Annotated in this window: 19 protein-coding genes; 6 read left to right on the forward strand and 13 right to left on the reverse strand. The window is 36.7% G+C overall.

Annotated features, from left to right (window positions below; all coding sequences use genetic code 11):
• Positions 1–426 precede the first annotated feature (426 nt).
• From spoIIP to ACQKN2_RS14880, 9 genes are all read right to left on the reverse strand, one after another.
• The gene (spoIIP, locus tag ACQKN2_RS14840; protein ID WP_427415624.1) at positions 427–1,332 is read right to left on the reverse strand and encodes a stage II sporulation protein P; all 906 of its coding nucleotides are present in this window, start codon (positions 1,330–1,332) and stop codon (positions 427–429) included.
• On the reverse strand, positions 1,322–1,861 hold the full coding sequence (locus ACQKN2_RS14845) for an RNA polymerase sigma factor (protein ID WP_427415625.1): 540 nt from the start codon (positions 1,859–1,861) through the stop codon (positions 1,322–1,324). Before ACQKN2_RS14845 ends, spoIIP begins: the two co-directional genes overlap by 11 nt.
• A 451-nt stretch (positions 1,862–2,312) precedes the next feature.
• Positions 2,313–3,200 carry a 5'-3' exonuclease gene (locus ACQKN2_RS14850; RefSeq protein WP_427415626.1) on the reverse strand — a complete coding sequence of 296 codons (888 nt, stop codon included), beginning with the start codon at positions 3,198–3,200 and terminating at the stop codon, positions 2,313–2,315.
• Positions 3,201–3,543: 343 nt separating this feature from the next.
• Positions 3,544–4,539 (reverse strand): agmatinase family protein, encoded by a 996-nt coding sequence (locus ACQKN2_RS14855; RefSeq protein WP_427415627.1) that lies wholly within the window; start codon positions 4,537–4,539, stop codon positions 3,544–3,546.
• Positions 4,540–5,264: 725 nt separating this feature from the next.
• Entirely contained in the window at positions 5,265–6,284 is a 1,020-nt protein-coding gene (locus tag ACQKN2_RS14860; RefSeq protein ID WP_427415628.1) for a polysaccharide deacetylase family protein, read from the reverse strand.
• A complete protein-coding gene (locus ACQKN2_RS14865; RefSeq protein ID WP_427415629.1) occupies positions 6,272–7,018 on the reverse strand; it encodes a hypothetical protein in 747 nt (248 codons plus the stop codon). Before ACQKN2_RS14865 ends, ACQKN2_RS14860 begins: the two co-directional genes overlap by 13 nt.
• On the reverse strand, positions 6,999–8,672 hold the full coding sequence (locus tag ACQKN2_RS14870) for a GNAT family N-acetyltransferase (protein WP_427415630.1): 1,674 nt from the start codon (positions 8,670–8,672) through the stop codon (positions 6,999–7,001). The genes ACQKN2_RS14865 and ACQKN2_RS14870 overlap by 20 nt, the downstream gene beginning before the upstream one ends.
• 433 nt (positions 8,673–9,105) lie before the next feature.
• The gene (locus ACQKN2_RS14875) at positions 9,106–9,741 is read right to left on the reverse strand and encodes a sugar transferase (RefSeq protein ID WP_427415631.1); all 636 of its coding nucleotides are present in this window, start codon (positions 9,739–9,741) and stop codon (positions 9,106–9,108) included.
• Positions 9,742–9,904: 163 nt separating this feature from the next.
• Positions 9,905–10,348, reverse strand: coding sequence for an SACOL1771 family peroxiredoxin (locus ACQKN2_RS14880; RefSeq protein ID WP_427415632.1), 444 nt, complete (start codon positions 10,346–10,348; stop codon positions 9,905–9,907).
• Between the two features lie 456 nt (positions 10,349–10,804).
• Between ACQKN2_RS14880 and ACQKN2_RS14885 the strand changes: the two genes are divergently transcribed.
• Positions 10,805–11,485 (forward strand): NUMOD4 domain-containing protein, encoded by a 681-nt coding sequence (locus ACQKN2_RS14885; protein ID WP_427415633.1) that lies wholly within the window; start codon positions 10,805–10,807, stop codon positions 11,483–11,485.
• Between the two features lie 120 nt (positions 11,486–11,605).
• Here ACQKN2_RS14885 and ACQKN2_RS14890 read toward each other — a convergent pair whose 3' ends face one another.
• On the reverse strand, positions 11,606–13,294 hold the full coding sequence (locus ACQKN2_RS14890; RefSeq protein ID WP_427415634.1) for an FAD-binding protein: 1,689 nt from the start codon (positions 13,292–13,294) through the stop codon (positions 11,606–11,608).
• A gap of 292 nt (positions 13,295–13,586) precedes the next feature.
• Here ACQKN2_RS14890 and ACQKN2_RS14895 point away from each other — a divergent pair, with 292 nt between their 5' ends.
• Positions 13,587–14,273, forward strand: coding sequence for a ZIP family metal transporter (locus ACQKN2_RS14895; RefSeq protein ID WP_427415696.1), 687 nt, complete (start codon positions 13,587–13,589; stop codon positions 14,271–14,273).
• 40 nt (positions 14,274–14,313) lie between these two features.
• Here ACQKN2_RS14895 and ACQKN2_RS14900 read toward each other — a convergent pair whose 3' ends face one another.
• The gene (locus tag ACQKN2_RS14900; protein WP_427415635.1) at positions 14,314–15,336 is read right to left on the reverse strand and encodes an S-layer homology domain-containing protein; all 1,023 of its coding nucleotides are present in this window, start codon (positions 15,334–15,336) and stop codon (positions 14,314–14,316) included.
• Positions 15,337–15,912: 576 nt separating this feature from the next.
• Here ACQKN2_RS14900 and ACQKN2_RS14905 point away from each other — a divergent pair.
• A complete protein-coding gene (locus tag ACQKN2_RS14905) occupies positions 15,913–16,812 on the forward strand; it encodes a 3-hydroxyacyl-CoA dehydrogenase (protein WP_427415636.1) in 900 nt (299 codons plus the stop codon).
• 228 nt (positions 16,813–17,040) lie between these two features.
• Here the strand turns inward: ACQKN2_RS14905 and ACQKN2_RS14910 are convergent, their stop codons facing one another.
• The gene (locus tag ACQKN2_RS14910) at positions 17,041–17,241 is read right to left on the reverse strand and encodes a hypothetical protein (protein WP_427415637.1); all 201 of its coding nucleotides are present in this window, start codon (positions 17,239–17,241) and stop codon (positions 17,041–17,043) included.
• Between the two features lie 3 nt (positions 17,242–17,244).
• A complete protein-coding gene (locus tag ACQKN2_RS14915; RefSeq protein ID WP_427415638.1) occupies positions 17,245–17,829 on the reverse strand; it encodes a sigma-70 family RNA polymerase sigma factor in 585 nt (194 codons plus the stop codon).
• A gap of 292 nt (positions 17,830–18,121) precedes the next feature.
• Here ACQKN2_RS14915 and ACQKN2_RS14920 point away from each other — a divergent pair, with 292 nt between their 5' ends.
• From ACQKN2_RS14920 to ACQKN2_RS14930, 3 genes are all read left to right on the forward strand, one after another.
• Positions 18,122–18,295, forward strand: coding sequence for a YvrJ family protein (locus tag ACQKN2_RS14920; RefSeq protein WP_323648248.1), 174 nt, complete (start codon positions 18,122–18,124; stop codon positions 18,293–18,295).
• Between the two features lie 660 nt (positions 18,296–18,955).
• Complete coding sequence (locus ACQKN2_RS14925; RefSeq protein ID WP_427415639.1) at positions 18,956–19,078, forward strand: hypothetical protein; 123 nt, start codon at positions 18,956–18,958, stop codon at positions 19,076–19,078.
• 65 nt (positions 19,079–19,143) lie between these two features.
• A complete protein-coding gene (locus tag ACQKN2_RS14930; RefSeq protein WP_427415640.1) occupies positions 19,144–19,350 on the forward strand; it encodes a hypothetical protein in 207 nt (68 codons plus the stop codon).
• Positions 19,351–19,489 lie beyond the last annotated feature (139 nt).

Here is a 19,489-nt window from a genome sequence, read left to right on the forward strand (position 1 = left end):
TTAGCAAATTACTCAATCTAAGGAATTTAACTGAAACTAAGCCTTAGATGTGTACGCAACGATACTGCGGAATTTAAGCCTTTGGAGAGTCATACTAAATGGCAGTAGCTTTTTGCGAAGCCAGACTCGGAGAATAAGGAAGACACAAAACGAAAGTCGAAAGATATAAGTTGTGTCACAGTAGAGATGTCTACATTTTTTAAAAAATGTATATATTTTTCGTATCGGTACCTCTCATTGGCTATGAAATACGCAATGATGAGCTGTTGTTAATGTTCCATGATAATGGTGGTACTAATCGTGAAAGTAAAATTCGAATGGCCGCTTTTAAAGATAATGAGAAAGTATTGAGCTTTGTCAAAATTACACCGAACTAACGAAAGCGTGCCTGCAATATTTAGACACGCTCTTCTTATAATTCAACGCTTATTTACTTTTCTCAAGAATATCCTCTAGAACCTGTGCAAAAATATCTGTTGTTCTATACATTTCTTCCAGAGTATTTTCTATACCTCCCATTTCTAATAATACTGAATTATCATGGAGTTCTTGATTATAGGTATTTTGAGGATTGATCCCTTTTTCTATTACACCTATTGATAATCCCGGATATAATTCTTCTAGTTGTTCATGAAGCTGAGTTGCAAATCTTTTATTCGTTTCATAGTTTCCACTCGTTTTTGATACGACAAATTTAATTCTTGCGTACTCTTTCCCTTTAATTTCAATTGTGGACTCCCGTCTTTTTGTAGAATCTCGATGTATGTCAAAAACCATGCGAATACTGTCATTTTCAGCTAAAACTTTTTGTAAATTTTCCCGTGACACTTTATATGAATCTGGAAAATATAAACCTTTTCTTTTTAAGATTCCGGCTATATCGGTCTCATCATGTATTGAATTAATTTGCATTTCCTTTAATTTGCTACTTAACTCTTTACCAATCAATGTTACATTTTTAGTTTGACTATTAACCATCTGATTAGTTTTTTGTTCAGGAAGCTCTGGAATAAATGATTCTATATTATGTGAATGATAAATATAGACTACAGGTTCTTTTTCGTCCATTGCATAAGACGATGAAGTCCCACCAACACTATGGATTACCTCTGAAACTTTACCATTTTCATTAAAGAAGAGTAACCATGAAAAAATAAATGCACAAACTAAAACACCACTTGTAATCACGGAGAATTTTGTTATGATTCTTTTTTTACCCATGCTTCGCGCACGTTGTCTAAGTGTATTCTCAGTTGTAGAAACAAAATCCTTTCTAGGATGTTGAGGGTACATTTCTTTCAGCATATTAAATAAGTCTTTTTCATTTTGCATTTGTCAATACCCCCTCTATTTCAATATTCAGTTTTCTTTTAAGCTCTTTCAGGGCTCTGTGATAATCAACTTTCACTTTCGCTGCACTACATTGAAGAATTTTCGAAGTCTCGTTAATGGAAAATTCATTAATACCTCGAAGTATGACTACTGCTCTGTATTTTGGTTTTAATGTAGCAATAGCTTCATGAATAAATCGTTTTAATTCTGTTACCTCAAATTCCTCATCGGGCTTCTTTTCATTAGATAATAACTGATTAAAAAAACCGTCCTTAAATAGTGAGGAAAATCTTTTCTTTCTGTAATGATCGATTGCCACATGTTTTGCGATTGAAAAAATCCATGTTTTTAACTGATAGTTACCGTTAAAATTCGATAAACCTTTTAATACCCGAATGAATACTTCCTGGGTCAAATCCTCAGCATCATTTTGATTTCCCGTAAAACAAACAAGAAATCTATAAACGTCTAAGTAATACAAATTGTAAATTTCAACGATTCTTGATTCCAAGTTATTTGAATCAATCAATCTTTCCCCTCCTTTTACTTATTTGCTTATAATTCGTTTGAGATTAGGAAAAGGTTACAAAAAATTGTATAAAGGTTCTTCACCATAACGTGTGGTTGATTTCCGTTTCGACTGGGCGCTTCCCTGGGGTGTCCGATGAGCCGCTTGGGCCAACAGGATGTTGGTCACGAAGGCGTTATCACAGGATGTGATGCTTTTAGCCTTCGTTCCTCTATAGGCTCGCTCCAGGGTCTCGGGCCAACACGATGTTGGTCACGAAGGCGTTATCACAGAATGTGATGATTTTAGCCTTCGTTCCTCTATTGCTAATCCCCGAGGAGTCGCCCAGTCTCCACTCCAATCAACTTATTTACAAAGTAGGCGTTTTAACAATGTCATCCCAACTTACGATGATGAGCTAAAAAAAAGCAGAGCATATTTCTATACTCTGCGTGAATTACCTGATGTTTATTTAAATAAGTGAATATAACGAGCGTGCCTGCTTGGCGATTAATGTGTAGCCACGTTCTTCTATTTCTTTGAACGTTTGAGGCTCGTAATTAGGTAATACTAAACTCGCTAAATCTGCCTCGATTGATACGTTTGTTTGAATGGTTGCAAGCTCGTGTGACAAATTAAGCATATCTAGATTCTCATTAATTTTCGTACGTTGTCCAGGCTTTAATTCATCAAGTGATGTAAGAACATTTTCGATAGAACCATACGTTTGAATTAACGTAAGCGCCTGCTTTGGTCCAATTCCCTTTACGCCAGGATAACCGTCACTCGAATCTCCCATAAAAGCTTTGACCTGTGCAAATTGAATAGGCTCGATGCCATATTCCTCTGTAAAGCGTGTATGTGTATAAACATCATACTCTGTGTAGCCTTTTTTCGTAAAAGCAATTTCCGTTGATGGTCTTAAAAGCTGCAGTAAATCCTTGTCTCCACTAATTACCGTAATGTCAGCCTCATCCTGAAATTTTGTAATCATTGAGCCAATTAAATCATCTGCCTCCATCCCTTTAACACCGAAGTTTTGCCAGCCGATTTGCCCGGATAAATTTTTCGCCATATCAAATTGCGGTAGCATTTCCTCTGGTGGTGATGGACGATTAGCCTTATAGCCATCAAATAATTCGTTGCGGAATGTATGTGAACCCATATCCCAACAAACAGCTAGATGGGTCGGCTTCATAATAGATTGTGCCGTTAATACATGACGCACAAATCCTTGAGCGCCATTCGAAGGTGTCCCATCCGCAAGGCGAATATAATGCCCCATCGCTGCAGACGCAAAAAATGAACGGAATAATAGCGCCATGCCATCAATAATTAATAATTTTGGTTTTGTTGTCATGATAAATAATCCTCTCTATAACAATACAATGATTGTATTCATCTATAATATTCAGGTGTGTTGATTAACCATTTGCATCCACACTCATTAGAAAACCTGATTTCCGTTACGGGCTACTCGCTTTCCTGCGGGAGTCGAGTAGCCCTTCGCTACCATCAGCTAAAAATGAGCATACATAAACAAAGTATCTACAAAAAAATTCTTTTGTTGGTCAATAATAAACTTATAATTTCCTAATCAACAGGCCAGCAATAATATATTAATATTAAGCATTGTTCTATTATAGCAAACTATCATCAAACTTCATTGTAAATATATACAAGCCATCATTCTACGTTTCAATTTATAACGATCTAATTATCTCGTTGCCTCTTTTTGAAATACGATTGCGGTAATCCAGTCGAATACCGGTTAACCATTGTAAAAATGCAGTTACGCCCATCTTTACGGTTTCCGGGCGTAGATCCCCCTCTTTTGGATCCGCATAGACAAAGTCAATATGGCGGACTCCTTCATTTTCTCCTATGAGCTTTAGGATATCGAATAATTCATAGGCCGTTAATCCACCTGGTGTTGCTGCAGGTACATCTGGGGCGAATGTAATATCGAGTGCATCCAAATCGACAGATACATAAATACGATCCACCTCATACATAAGCTGACGGAGCATTTCGCGAATGGTTAATTGAATGCCATCACGACGCATTTGCTTTAACGTAATCATATGAATTCCTTGTTCTTTCGCATAGTGAATCATTTCTGGGGAATTAAAAAAGCCGTGTAGCCCGACATTATAAACATGTTTTCCCTCTACAACCCCTGCTGCAATGAGCTTCTGCATTGGAGAATCCATAGCTAAACCAATTTCCTCCTGATTCCGGGCATCCAAATGCGTATCAATTTGAATAATCCCTATGCGATCCTTTGGAAAAGCATTCTTTATTCCTCTTAGAGAACAAGCTGTAATTGCATGATCTCCACCTATAAGACAGGTGAAACTTTTAGAATATGCGGTACTTAAGCTTTCTGCTGCAGCTTCTACAGCTGACTCTGAAAGCATTCTATCCGTCTCATGGATGGCCACATCGCCAACATCAACGACTGCCAACGTGCGCAAATCTACTTGTTCATCTAAATTATAAGATTGAAAGCTTGGCCAAGCCTTTCGAAAAGCTGTTGGATATAGTGCTTTTTCGGAGGGTTTACTAGCATACGATAATAAAGCACCATACAATATAATATCTACGTCACTTGGAAGTGGATTTTCTTTTTGTTTAATCCATTGATGCATAGCTGAACCATTTTCTTGCTTATACTGCCATTCTGGTTGAATAAACATGTTTTCGACCACCTTCATGCATTTTTCAATAACTATCTAACGTGGGGTTGATTTCCGTTTCAGCTGGGCGCTTTGTTGTTGCTGTCGCTACGCTTTCGCACAGATAAAACAATTGCTGCCGCTTCGCTTTCGCACAGATAAAACATTTGCCGCTGACGCTTCGCTTTCGCGCAGAGCAGAGCTTCCTGGGGGCGTTCGATGAGCCGCTTCACTCGCTCCAGGGCCTCGGGCCAACAGATGTTTTTTGCGCGAAAGCGTAGTGCTAACGTAGCGGCAGCAGAGGGTTTTGTTTGTGCGAAAGCGCAGCGACAGCAAAAGGTTTTGGACTGTGCGAAAGCGAAGCGGCAGCAACAACAGCACCGATGTTGGTCACGAAGGCGTTATCACAGGATGTGATGGTTTTAGCCTTCGTTCCTCTATCGCTGATCCCCGAGGAGTCGCCCAACCTCCACTCCAATCAACTTATCCACATAACATATGTTTTAACAAAATGTCACACCAAACTTTTGATGATGAGCCAAATTAAAGTCAATTTCCCTATGTTAATCCATTAGTACATACAATTTCGTCAAAGTTCAGGATTTTCCCTCTAATTTTGAAAAATTCCCCATACTCTATTTACCCCTATAACAGAAAAAGTAGCAAACTAGAAAATTTCTTAGTTTGCTACTTTTTCTGTTTGGATAGAGTGAAACTTGATCAGTGTTTTTTTACCCCTCTGATTATTAGTCTTCACCAATCGGACTTTTGCGGGATAAAGATTGGCAAAGCTCTGCGACCTCGTGCATCGTATAGCTTTGAAAGTTATATTGATGACGCAATTCCTGATAGTACTGTAAAAGTTCCTCAAGCATTGCTAAATTTTTTTCGATGTTCTTGCCAAAATTATGAGGGTGCCACCATAAATGATAAAAAGCTTGAGACATTGCAGCTGTATGCATTCCCTCTTTAATCCGTTTAACCTTTAAGCCTTCAAAAAATCGTAATGGGCTACAATAAGGTCTTAAAAACGCACTTGAACGAATATTAATAAAGGAATCCTTTTGCATTTCTTCAATTGTTACGAGATGATTGCCTGTTACATTCACATAGCTATCCAGCCATTTTTTCGCACCTAATAGTCGACCTTTAAATTTTTGAGGATCGTATAACGGATGTTTTTCATTTCCTCGATAGCATATAAATCCTACTTCCTGACATGCTGGGAAATATGCTTCATTCACCTGATTACGCGGAAAAACAATCGATTTCATCGGTGCGATATATTCTTCACAAATCATTGCAGTTGCGTGTAAATCTGCACGAAAATCTGCTTCAGTTTGTCCATTTTCTAAACAGTAAAAATGTGAAAATGTATGACTTCCTATTTCTTGATGTGGTGTATGTTTAATCTTCTCAATTAAGGATTTGCCGAAATGTAAGAGGTCATCCTGCTCATCTTCTCCTACTTTTGCAAATTGTGTATGTGCTGCAAAGCGCATGTTTTTATATTTTACTGGGATACCTCTTAAGTAGTGAGCCATTTCTGCTTTTGTTTCTGCAAACAATAGACCAACTGTGGCCCAAGTCGCATGAATACCATACTGTTCAAACAACTCTAGTATTTTAGGCAATGCCTCGCGTACACCATATAAATTTTTATTGTATTGCCCGTACTTTAATACATCGTGGACACCCCAATTCAGCTCAAAATCTAATGATATGACAAGTCCTCCACGATTCACTTCAAATACTACTTCCTCCATTTTTGCACGCCCAATAACAGTGCACGTATTTTTGATTGGGTAATGTAGCCGGAGTATACATCGACAACTTGTCCACCGAAGCCTTGCTTAAATGCACGAACATTTTGGTCATCCGTTAGCTTCCCCATATCATATAAAACAAAGCCCTGCTCCTTTAAATGCAATAAATTGTGCCATAGTAAGAAACGATTTGCATAACGAACTGGCCTTTTTAAATGATCTGGCACCGATTGCAAATGACAAGTCGCTACATAATAGGACATCGCTTTTTTAGCGTATACAATATCGAGTCTATAGCAAAGTGTTTGTCCACAAATACTTCGAATCTCAGACAACCATAGCGCTCCTTTATCTTTCAAGAGCGTAATAGCTTCCATTTGAGACTTACTAAGGAGCTCGAGTTTTTTCCTTTTCGCAAAATTATTATAAAACTGTTGAAAGGCTCGTAAATTTTCATCTGATGGTTCTTTATAAATAAAAACTTGATAGGACTCTTTTTGTGCACGACGAAGTATTTTTCGATTACTTTCGGAAAGAGCAAGATATAATGATAACTCACTATCTGTCAGGTGAATATGAACCGTTTCACTTTTAACAAGCTTACGGCTCGGTACAAGTGAATTTGTATAGCCAACAACTTTCATTGATTTTCTAACATTGGCTGGCTTTTCTACAAAATAAAAATGCTGCATTGCGATATTCCATCGCTTACTTTTAATGGACAGAATGAACATCGCCCCCACTCTCTGTGTATTTTTCTACATGATTTCGCTCATAACGAGCACATTTAAAATGTTTCATTCGAGAAATACGTTTATAGCCCAGCTGCAATAATCGTTTACGCTTTCGCCAGTGCCAAAAGCTTGCAGTAACCCAAAGTGTTTGTGCAGGTTTCATTTTTTGGAAAAAGGCTGTGATAATATCGATATTTTTATAAACATCATAGGTTAAAAAATATGTCTGCTTTGGCAATGCTTCAACAATTTGCAATTCATCTACACGCCAGTTCACCGCATGTAACGCAAACGCAGGCTTATTCGTTTTTGCAAAAGAATCTTTATAAATAGTGTATCCCTTATAAAATAAAGAAATAATTTCTTCCTCATCGAGTTGCATCGCCTCCTGAATCGACAACTCCTCAAACAAATCTCCTACAGGTCGATGCGGTGTCACACTATCTGATGGGGATAATTCATACAAATCCACTTGCTTAAAACGAATAAATTTTTCTACGAATAGTTGTCCATATTCTAGCCAATCTTTCACTTTTCCATACTTTACTAAGTAACGTAATTGACTTAGAGTATTGCGTTTCCATTCAACAACACGATGATTGCCTTTTAATAATTCCTTTAGTCGTTCCTTCAGCGTAAAACGACTCGCCAATAGCTTTGCTCGCTTCGTTCCACTGCTTACGAGCATACGCCTTGTAAAATCAATATTAGAGCGCCAATCGAACTTATACGGCTCATAGCCAATGCTCATATCGAACAAGCGATAGTTTTCAGAATAGATTCGCTTGATGGTTTCCTGATTCACTAATTTGCCCGGCCCAAATATATTAAATGTCGGCTCATGCTTAAGTGCGTATGTTACATAACGTCCCCGACAGCAAATTCCATAGGTAAAAGCAATCAATTGGTCTTCAAAAACAAGTGCGTCTACCTTGACTTGCAATGCCTCCCCCTTAAGAAGCGTTAACTGTTCGAAAAAATCCTTTTTCTTGCCTTTCGTAAAATCACTTGTGTCTACTTTTTTTGCCGATCGTCGATCAAATAATCTAAACATTTGCCAAAGCTCGTCCTGTGAAGGTATTTTCCTCGTTAATGAGCCTAATTCCCGTAGCTTCCGTTCTCTTCTATCCATACCATGCATTTTTTTACGTTGATTGAAATAGTTATGAAAATCTATATCATGAAAGGCAAGATACGGTGTCACTACACGAAAAATACTCGGGCGTAACTGCCTTTCAACAAAATATTGCTCAATTACCTTTGTAGAGTCTTTGCTTTCCAATAATCCATGAAACGAAAATAGAAGATGTTTATACTTTTCAATGAGCTGATCAAATACAAAGGTCGTAGCAGGCAACAGCCATTCTTTTTTCGCTACAACACCGGAGTAATTTGCAATATTTTCTCCCGTAAGAGCATAAATTCGTACACCCCATTGAAGTCGAACCGTGAAGGGGAAAAAGGCAATGATTGCACCATTTTCTTCAACAGCATAGAGCTCAACACGCTCTCTACGCCCAACAATTTGCCACCAGTTATAAAACCAAGCAAATTCTATAAATGGATTATCATTGCCCTCCGCTTCTAAAATTCCATCCCAAATATCCTTGTACCACATAAGCTCATCATCTGTTCGAATGCGAATTAATTGCAACTTAATCACCTTTCTTAGCGGACTTTGATACAGCTTGTTCGTAAACAAATAGCGTTTTTTGATACATTGGTAAAAAGTCTTTTTGGCACTTCAAAACGAGCAACCATCAAAATTATTGGATGCTCTTGCCTCTCTCTAAAAGGTGCTACTCGCTTCTCTATTTGGTCAATGCCATTATGAATCGTCAGCATTTTATGAGGAGGAGCAATTTTTTTGTTAATGCTAACTTGCGATCGTATTCAGATGCCGTAATAATTTTCGCTGTTAACGGCTGAACTGATGTTTCCATTCGACGATACATCATCTTTTTTTATGTGGTATGCCTTCTGTAAAACTCCAGCTATGGGCTGTAAAAAAAGTTGGAATGCGTAAAAGCCTACCAATTACACATCCAATTGCGCCTGCCTTTGATGAATGGGCTTTCCTAACACTTTTAATAAGCACCTGTTCTCGCTAAAACTACGTAAAGTGTTTTGATGATAATTTTTATATCCATCCAAAATGAATATTTACCAACGTATTCTAGGTCATATGAAATTTTTTGTCCGTGAGAAATATTAGAACGGCCGTTAATTTGAGCAAGCCCTGTTAAACCAGGCTTTACTTCTAAACGTCGGGCCTGTAAAGTGTTATAAGCATTTGTGATGGCTGGAACTTCTGGCCGTGGTCCAACAATACTCATATCTCCTTTTAAGACATTAATGAGCTGTGGAATTTCATCAATACTTAACTTCCGGAGAACAGCCCCAACCTTCGTGATGCGTGCATCCTGTTCAGTTTTAAAATAAAAATCATCTGGAATTCCGTCTGCACACAATCTTGGCATTTTTACAGGAACTGCCTGTAAGGTCATTGTCCGCAGCTTCCAAATAACAAAACGCTGATGTTCCTGTCCAGTACGGATTTGTTTAAAAAAAATAGGGCGACCTGTACTAATGAGTAGAATGAGGAAAACTACTAACATAAGAGGAATGGTTATGAAAAGTAATAGGAGTGCCCCCGTAATATCAAAAATTCTTTTTCCGAACTGACTATAAAATGTTTTAGTCTGAGCTAACTGCCCGTACAATACATCATCCTTTACACTTTTTTAGTACTTAACTTTATATATTCATTTGGGACATTTATAGAACTACTTTTGGGGATGATTCAAAAAAGGAGTTTTTCAAAATCATTTTGAAAAACTCCTACCCTTTATTACATATTCAGCCATGAATGGAGATGTTCAAATGTTACCCTTGTATAATTTGCACATCACATGCAATTTGAACATTTCCTTTTAATGCCTTACTAATCATACATGTTTGTTCTGCCTTTTCAGCTAATCGATTAATTCTCTTTTGTTCTCGCTCAGTTACATTTTGTACAACAATTTTCGGCTTATGAACGATTTTCTCATAAGTAAAAACACCATTCGTGACATCCACAAAACCTTCAGCTTGCATAGACAAATCCAACACAGTAATCTTCGAATTTTCAAGTAACGTAGCCAGTGTAATTAAATAGCACGTCGCTGCCGCTCCAAGTAGCATTTCATCAGGATTTGTCCCAATCCCTGGTCCATTCATTTCTCGAGGAATAGAAATTTTCGTATTGAGATTGTCCGTAATAATAGTACCTGTCCCATTTCTCCCCTCCGACCATTTTAAATTCATATTAAATAAATGTTGAACCATAATAAAATCCTCCTTTTGGTTATGTAGTACGGATTAGAGCGGTCACTCTGGGGACCTGAGCAGTTCTTCGCTCCACCCGATCACTTTTCGGGGGTACCCGAGCAGTTCCACACTCTCGAATTAGTTTTCTTGATTACCCGACCAATTCTATTACCTACCGAATCAGTTTGCAAGGTTACCTGAGCGGTTCAACGTACATCTCAATTACTCTCTATGAAAGCTTTTATATTTTCCAGTCTCATCACCAAAGATCGGAGAAAATTTTTGGTATTCATAGTAATTTGATTGGAGCGAAGGCCCGCGCCCATCCGGAGCGGAAATCAACCCCACGCTTTGGCGATAAACGTTTTTCTTAAAATTATTTATGCATGAATGAAACATCAAATATTTAAGAAAAACAGGAACGCTGATTTTATGGTAGAATAGAAAAAACGATTCTTTTAGGAGATTTAAAAAATGATTTTAACAAAGCAACAAGCAATACAAGCACTTAAAAAGAACAAATTTATCGGTTTTACTACTACAACAGGAAATATTATTATGAAAAAAATGAATAAAACCGATTATAATATTTTCGTATTTGAAGAAGGTAAAGATAAACCAGTGCGTTATGTAGGCTCTATTATGAACGTAATGTCTACAATGAGCGACAAAGCTTCAAACAAGGATTTTGTCATTATGGAACAGCTTGCACCTCAAAATAAAGAAGAGGCTGCGACTGTGGAGAAAGATGAAGTCAAAGAAGTAGCTACTCCTGTAGAGAAAGAGGAAATTAAAGAAGCTACTAAGCCTGTAGAGAAAAATGAAGTCAAAGAAGAAAAGAAAGAACAAGTAGAAAAAACTGCTGAGATCAATGAAGAAAGACGTGCCATTTCAGGTTACGAGGGCTTATATGAAGTTACAGCGAGCGGTCGAATCATTAATGTGCGCGTAAATCGTCCATTAGCTCGATGCAATGATGAATATGGTTTCCATATTGTTCGACTAACAAAAGAAGGAACTGCTTCAAGTCACAATGTGTTTGAACTTTGGAAACAGGCATACCCTGAACTTGAGCAAACTAATTTTAAAGGTGCTCTAAAAGCAAAATATGGTACAGGCTGCAAGCTATCTGATAAACCAGGAATACACTTTTAATCATCAAAACCCCCTAGCGTCGTTGCATTGACGCTGGGGATTTTTTTAGGTTAGAGTGATACTTGCTTAGATGTTCAATAATTTTCACCTTTTGATTGAAGGTATCGATTTTATGACTCTTTATACCTTTAGCAAGGTTAACTCTTCCTTATTAGCTGCATTTGCCATATGCGTTGTTGCAATATAGCTTAATGTCATACCAGGTCCTATTGTTGCACCTGGTCCTGGATATGTCTCCCCCATTATAGAGGCTGAGCAATTCCCCGATGCATATAACCCTTCAATTGCCGTACCGTCTGCCTTTACAACGCGAGCATGCTCATCCACAACTAAGCCACCCTTAGTCCCAATATCTCCTGGATATAAAGCGAGTGCATAAAATGGAGCATTAGTAATCTCTGCTAAGTTCGGATTCTTCAAAGTAGGATCTCCATAATAATTATCATAAGCACTATCTCCTCGGTGGAAATCTTCATCTCGACCATCACGAGCAAAGGCATTGAAGCGCTCTACAGTTTCCACTAAATTCTCCACTGGAACATTCATTTGCTCTGCAAGCTCTTCGATTGTTTGTGCACTTTTCACTATACCGTTATCAAACCAACTTTTTGGGAAAGCCTGTCCTGGGAATAATCCTGTGAAAATATAACGGCTCTTTGCTGTTGCATCGATGACGATCCAAGAAGGTATAGCATGGTTTGTTTTTTGATGGTGACTATGCATATTGTCTACGAATTCATGATACGGTGCCGCTTCATTCAAATATCGTTTCCCAACACCATCCACAACCATCATATTAGGAACACCGCGGTCCGCAACAAGGAAGAAAGGTTGTCCTTGCGGATCAATAACGGAAGGGGCTCCCCATACTTTATCCATTAAATCTAGTGTCGCTCCTACTTTCACGCTTGGCTCGATAATATCCCCCGTTTGACCTTCTGGTGTAGAAGTCCATTTTGCATTTGTTGGTGCCGGCAAATATTTTTCACGATATGCTTGATTATGAGAAAAACCACCTGAAGAAAGGACTACCCCACGCTTCGCCTCGATACGCATTTCCTGCCCATCTCGTTCAACTACGAGACCAGTCACTCGATTATTTTCAACGATAAAATCTTTAAATGCAGTCGAGATCCACAGTTCTCCATTCGCTTCTGCAAGTGATATTCGTAAACGAGCAATTAGCGCTTCCCCTAATGCAACAGGCAGACTTCCTGTAACTTTCGATTTCACTAATCGCATGCCTAATTTTAACGCAGTTGTTTTCCCTTTTGTCGTGCGTCTAATCATATTTATCTTATGAAATTCAGAGCTATTCATCGTAAAGCCTTTAGTGGACAATGTAGAACGACGCATCGTATCTGCCAATGACCCCATTTTCTTCAAATCAAAAATAAGTGGCTCAATCGACCGTCCTTGAGGGAAGCCACCTGGTTTTTCAGGATAATAATCTGAATAACCTTTCGCATACTGGAAACGCATATGCCGAGTATGATTATTTAAAAACCTTAACATTTCTGGTCCTCGTTTAATATAAGCTTCCTTTAAAGCCTCTGGTACACGATCACCAATAGTCGAATCTAAGTATAAACGCGCCAGTTTATGTGTATCAGGAACACCCTCACCCTTAATCACATGATTATTTGGAATCCATAGTGCTCCGCCAGACAAGGCAGATGCCCCACCATAACGCTCTGTCTTTTCAATGACTAACGATTTCATGCCCTGTAGCTTTGCTGTTAGACCTGCTGTTAAACCCGCTGCGCCTGAACCTACTACTACCACATCATAACTCGCATCCCATTTCATACTTCCATTCCTCACCTTCATTAGTAGTTACTAAATTAATGAATCTGGTATAACTACTAAAAAGTATAGAATTTAAATAATATTCAGTCAATTTAATCCAACCATACCGCAGATTTCGATAATAATCCCCTTAAAAATAGATTTATCGATAAAATAACCTCTTACTTTTTAGTAATTCATACAACGGACCTTTAGCTAAAAATTACGACTATCATATTCGTTTCTACTTAGCATATATTTTTAAAACGGCTTTAAGTATATATAGGGCGGAGGAATTTTGCAGTTGAGTGCCATGATACTTGGTGGGTTTCTATTTTTTAGCGCTAGCATTGGAGGAGCTGTAGCTTGGGTATTCTCTAGGCTATTTCAACATACAACTCATGGATTATCATTATTATGTGGTGGATTTTTAGTTGGCTTACTTGTAGTAGACGTCATTCCTTCTTCTTTTCAAATGTACAAATCAATCGGGCTTTTACTCGGAATTTTGATGGGCTATTTAATCTTTGAAATACTTAATAGTTTATTTCACACTTCCCATACACAAAATCCCTCTGTATCACTACTGGCAATCGCTATCATTATCCACACTATTCCGATGAGCCTTACTATCGGACAGTTACTAGGGAACTCCGCATTAAGTATTGCAATAACAGCTTCTATTATTCTTCATCATTTACCAGAAGGCTTTGCACTTTCAACAGCATTACTATCACAAGGAGAAAGGCTATGGAGACTCTTTATTTATTTTGTAGCATTTTCGATTTTCTTCAGTATTTTTATACAGATCGGCCAATATTGGCAGTTATCCGATAATGCACAAGGCGTACTAATGGGTGTATCGATTGGGTTAATCGCAACCGCCAGTATTTCAGAATTTATTTTGCATCATATTCGATCAGTATCACGAAAATCCTTTATAGCATATATTTTATTAGGTTATTTATTAAGTCACGTATTTCATATGCTAGTCGAATAAAAAAGCAATCCACCAGATAGTGTGGATTGCTTCTTTTTAATTACTCTTCGTCATCAAGTAACACTAATGTTAGTGTTAAAATTTTAGAGAACTCTGCACGTGTAAGATTACCTTTTGGATTAAATTGACCGTTCGCTCCATCAACCACACCTAATTGCTTTAATAATCCGATTGCTTCAACAGTTTCTTGACGCATTTTACTTTTATCTGTAAATGGGTTATTTTTGCTAACTTTACTTACATCATAATCCATTCCTACTAGATATCTTGCTGTTACAAATGCCATTTCCTCACGTGTAGCAGGTTTGTTTGGCTCAAAATTAGCACCATCAAAAATATCAAGTAAGCCATACTCTTCTAAAATCGCTATTTCTTTTGCACCTGGGATATTTGACAAATCCTTGTATGAAGCAGGACCTTCATAATCTTCCTTCACATCTAATCCAGAAGCACGGAAAATCATAGCAGCTAATTGTCCGCGTGTTACTTTTCCGTTTGGATTAAATGTTGTAGCAGATGTACCATTAATAATGTCAAATTGATAAAGTACTTGGATATAGCTCTCAGCCCAGTGTCCGATAGAATCTGTGAAGTAACCCCCTGGTTTTAAATCAATCTTTTCATCTTCGAACATTCCTGTAATTATGTCATTTAAATCTTCTTTAGCTAAAGGCAACCATTTTCCTTTTTCCAAAACTTCTCCTTTAAATGAATTCCCAGAAGGAGTAAATTTTATTTGCATAGCATTACCGTACAACTCTTTAAATTCTTTTTGTTCCTGTGCACTCCATGTAGGATCTATTGAGAACTTTACCGTAATACTATTTTTTGTTGTTACGACACCATGCTTATCAATAGCTAATTCGGAGATTAGCAGTTTTTTATAAAGGTCCTGGTAAGTCATTGATTGCAATGGTATAACCGCTGCAACTGCCTGTTTTGGATGGATAATGCTAGCAACATCTACATTATCTCGTACAATTTCTTGTGCATTTGCTTGTAACCCAAAACCTCCTGTAAAACATGCAATACTAAGTGCGCCAGCTAAAACTGTCTTTTTCATTATTCTTGCCCCTTTCAATTCATAAATTTAGTGTACTAAAACAACCATTAGTAAATCTATAAAATTATGTAAGTTATTCAAAATTATAAGAAAGTCCTATGTTTCAGACCATAAAAAATTACTAAAACTGCATGTGAATTCAAAAAATAAATTAGGTAGTTTTTCCAATAAATCCAACGAAATGTATCATTATCTCTCATTTCGAATAAATATTCTATTATCCATATGGTTTATATCTTTATTTTTTTATGTGGGAAAAATAGCAACTCTATTCTTTTTTTAGTAGGTATAAAGTCTATTAGCGGACACCAGACGGCACTGTTCGAAATGCTTACTACAAATTCATTCCATTTAGTTGAAATATCAAAAGTATATATGAATAAAAATGTCACACTCAGGTGGCTTTTTTTATTGTTATGCTTTCGGAAAAATAAACAATTCTTTATATCTCTATAATAAATGAGGCTATCATTTGATTTTCCAATACCGAAAGAAGTAGTATGGAGTTGTAATAAGGGATACATACCATATCCAAACAATTATATTAATGTAACAATTTCAAAGGAGGAATTTAGGATGAATTATCAAAATATTACGGTTGCAGGTAGCGGTGTTCTAGGTAGTCAAATTGCTTATCAATCAGCTTTTAAAGGATTTAATGTAACGGTATACGATATTAATGACGAGGCATTAAAAAATGCACAAGATCGTATCACAAAATTAAAACCGTTATACCAACAAGATTTAGGCGCGACTCAAGAAGAAGTGGATGCTGCCTATGCACGTTTATCATTTAAAAGTGATTTATCGGAAGCAGTTGCAAATGCTGATCTTGTCATTGAGGCGATTCCTGAAGTTGTAAAAATTAAAACAGAATTTTACACAAATCTTGGTAAAGCTGCCCCTGCTAAAACAATTTTCGCAACAAACTCATCGACTTTATTACCAAGCCAATTTGCAGAAGCAACTGGTCGCCCAGAGAAATTTTTAGCGCTTCACTTTGCAAATACAATTTGGAAAAACAACACAGCCGAAATTATGAAACACCCAGGCACTGATATGAACGTATTCGATGAAGTCGTAGAATTTGCACGTGCAATTGGCATGGTTCCACTACCATTATATAAAGAACAACCAGGCTATATTTTGAACTCATTACTAGTTCCATTTTTAGATGCTGCTGAATCACTATTAGTAAAAGAAGTAGCAGACCCAGAAACAATCGACAAAACATGGATGATCGCAACAGGAGCACCACTTGGTCCATTCGCTATCCTTGACATTGTCGGTATTAATACTGCTTTCAACATTGTAGAAGCAAAAGCTGCTGCTATTAGTGATGATAACTATAATAAATTAGCCAACCTCTTAAAAACAGAGTATATCGAAAAAGGTAAACTAGGCCGCGCAACAGGCGAAGGCTTCTATAAATATCCAAACCCTAACTTCGCAAAACCTGATTTCCTAAAAGGCTAATCCATTAATATAACGATGTACATAGCATCTTTGCTATGTGCATCGTTTTTTAGTTCAACGTGTCGGAATTTAGGTTGCCATTCGAAGTAATCGGGTTGGCTGTGAAAGTGATTGGGGGCTACTTGATCTGATCGGGTTAGCCGTGAAAGCGATCAGCTTGCCCTTCAATCAGATCGAGTTGGCAGTAAAAGTACTCTGGTGGCTACTCGAGGCACCCAGATATAAAATTCACGAGAAAAAATCCCAAAAACTAGGTGCATCATGAAACTCTACTGTTGCAAGCTTTTCTATAATTTTTAATTTAATTTCTTGTTCCAAGTCTTCCCTTTCCTGATAGTCTGTATTGTGTAAGCATTGATTAATTTTCGGTATGAAATCCTCTATAATCATTAGAGCCTCTTCGTTGTATCGATTTACTAAAATCGCCATAAATTATTCCTCCTTTTTGCTGAGTGTATGTTTGAGTTTATTTAAAGCCTTCCTATGAAGGTTTGATATATTTTGTGGAGTAGTTTGTAACGTTTGAGCTATTTCTTTTATGGAAAGCTCTTTGACATAAATCATCTCTAATATTTGAAGCTGTTTAACCGTTAGTTTTCGCAAAGACTTTAATAGCTGTTCATCTTCAATATTGTCCAATAATCCTTCACCAACTATATGATCAAGTTCCTTTCCAATGCTTGCATCTTCTATTAGCTCTTTCGCGGTCGTGTTCCCTTCTTCTGATAAGCCCTTATCTAATATTAATAAAGTACGATCTTGCAGCCTTCTCCTTTTTTTATCAAAATCTAAACTAAAGAAATAAATTAAATTACTGACGTATTTGATCTTCCTAACATTTATATAGTGAGATTGGAAAGATTCATCGACAAGTTTCTTATTACGTTCAGTTGGATATAAGATCGCCTTTTGCACCAAATAAAGATTGTTGGAATCCGACAAAAAGCTTTTTATGATTGGATTGTTAACCTGCTCATTATTTCTATAGAAGAAATCCTCTATTTTTTGATTCTCCATTTATTTATCCCTCCAATATATCCGCCTTCTTTCTATATAAAGTGAATATTGTATCTATATTATAAACCAATATAAGAACAAACGTTCTTGTTTATATAAAAAAAGAACACCTTTTTATACAAAAAAGTGCATCACAAAATAATATTTTTTAACCATAAGGTTGTTTTTTAGTTAGGAAGAATTCTCTTTATATCTTACAATTTAAATTTTGATGAGATAGCCAATTGGTAAGGCCAACGAAATTGAACCACGGTTCGAAACCGAGCATCACTCAAGGAGGGGGATTTACATTATGACACCAGAAAATGTTTCAATGTGGATTAGCTTAATAGGAAACTTTGGATTCCCTATTGCCATAACAGTCTATCTGTTCATTCGATTTGAAAAGAAAATAGATAAATTAGAAGCTGTCATCATGGGGTTATCTGAAGTTGTAAAATCTCTTACTAACAAAAAAGGAAGATGATCCATCTAGAAATAGAATAATTCATGGTTTAAATTCTGTAATGCGAGCGAAATTCAATCACTTTTTGCGCAAATGATTCAAGCTAGCGAAATAATTAACACAAGTGAACACCCATCCAATATTTTAGGTTATAGACGACCTAATTTTATTTGATGGGTGTATGAATACTAGTAAGTAATTTAAGCTTCCTTAAATCCAAACGTTCCCATTAAAAATGCTAGTAGAAACATTATATGTATTGATGATCATAAGGTTTTAACGGATAAGGAATATTCCATTACCCATTTCCATCTTTCATCCATTTATTGTATGATTGTATGAACAGGAGGGGAAACTATGATAGCCTACAAGAGAATTGCTGTACTATATTTTCTTATTATGTTCCTTAGCATTTTTATTGCTACACAGATGAACAGTATATTAACTGGTGTGTTGGTTCTTGCTTTGTTGTATTGGTTGCTTATTGGCCTTCCTTATTTATTACAAAAAAAGGTGAAGTTTTTCGAGATATGTTGGAGTTGGTTAACAAGAGGTGAAAGAATAGGCCCTAAAAACTAAAGAGATTTATCTATCAAGTTTTCTGAATATTGCAACTAACGATATGTATCCTGTACTACCCCGAAAATGTTAAACCTTTCCCAACATTTTCGGGGTGTTTTTTTGCTAGATGAAAATATTATAGATGGCTATCATTTAACAGAGGATGATGAAGGTAATCCTGCCATTTATAAAGACATTTATAAAGACATTTATAAAGACATTTATAAAGACATTTATAAATAAATTCTTTATCCGATTTTTATTTCATGCATACTATACATCAATAAGAGGATCGATTGGAGGCAATTATGATTAGCAACAATAAAATTGCATCGATCAATATCGTGCTGTCAATTTTACTTCTTCTAGGTATTACCTATAATTATTTTTACAATCAATCACCCATTCAAATTGAACGCTTAGGTCATTTAGGGTTATGGCTTGCATTCCCTTTAACGATAATTAATATAGTACTGAGTATAACGCTACTGAAAAATAAAACAGGCAAACACTAGCAGCTACGTCACCATTATTTCATTGGGGTTCTTCATAAAAACCAAAATTATATACTCCTTAATAGTGGTTAGGTTGGAGTGGGTTTATTAGTATTAAGCTTTGAAATGTTGCTAGTGTCTATAACTTATCTTTTTAAAA

Source organism: Lysinibacillus sp. NPDC093688 (genome assembly GCF_050280145.1).
GTDB classification, from domain to species: domain Bacteria; phylum Bacillota; class Bacilli; order Bacillales_A; family Planococcaceae; genus Lysinibacillus; species Lysinibacillus xylanilyticus_B.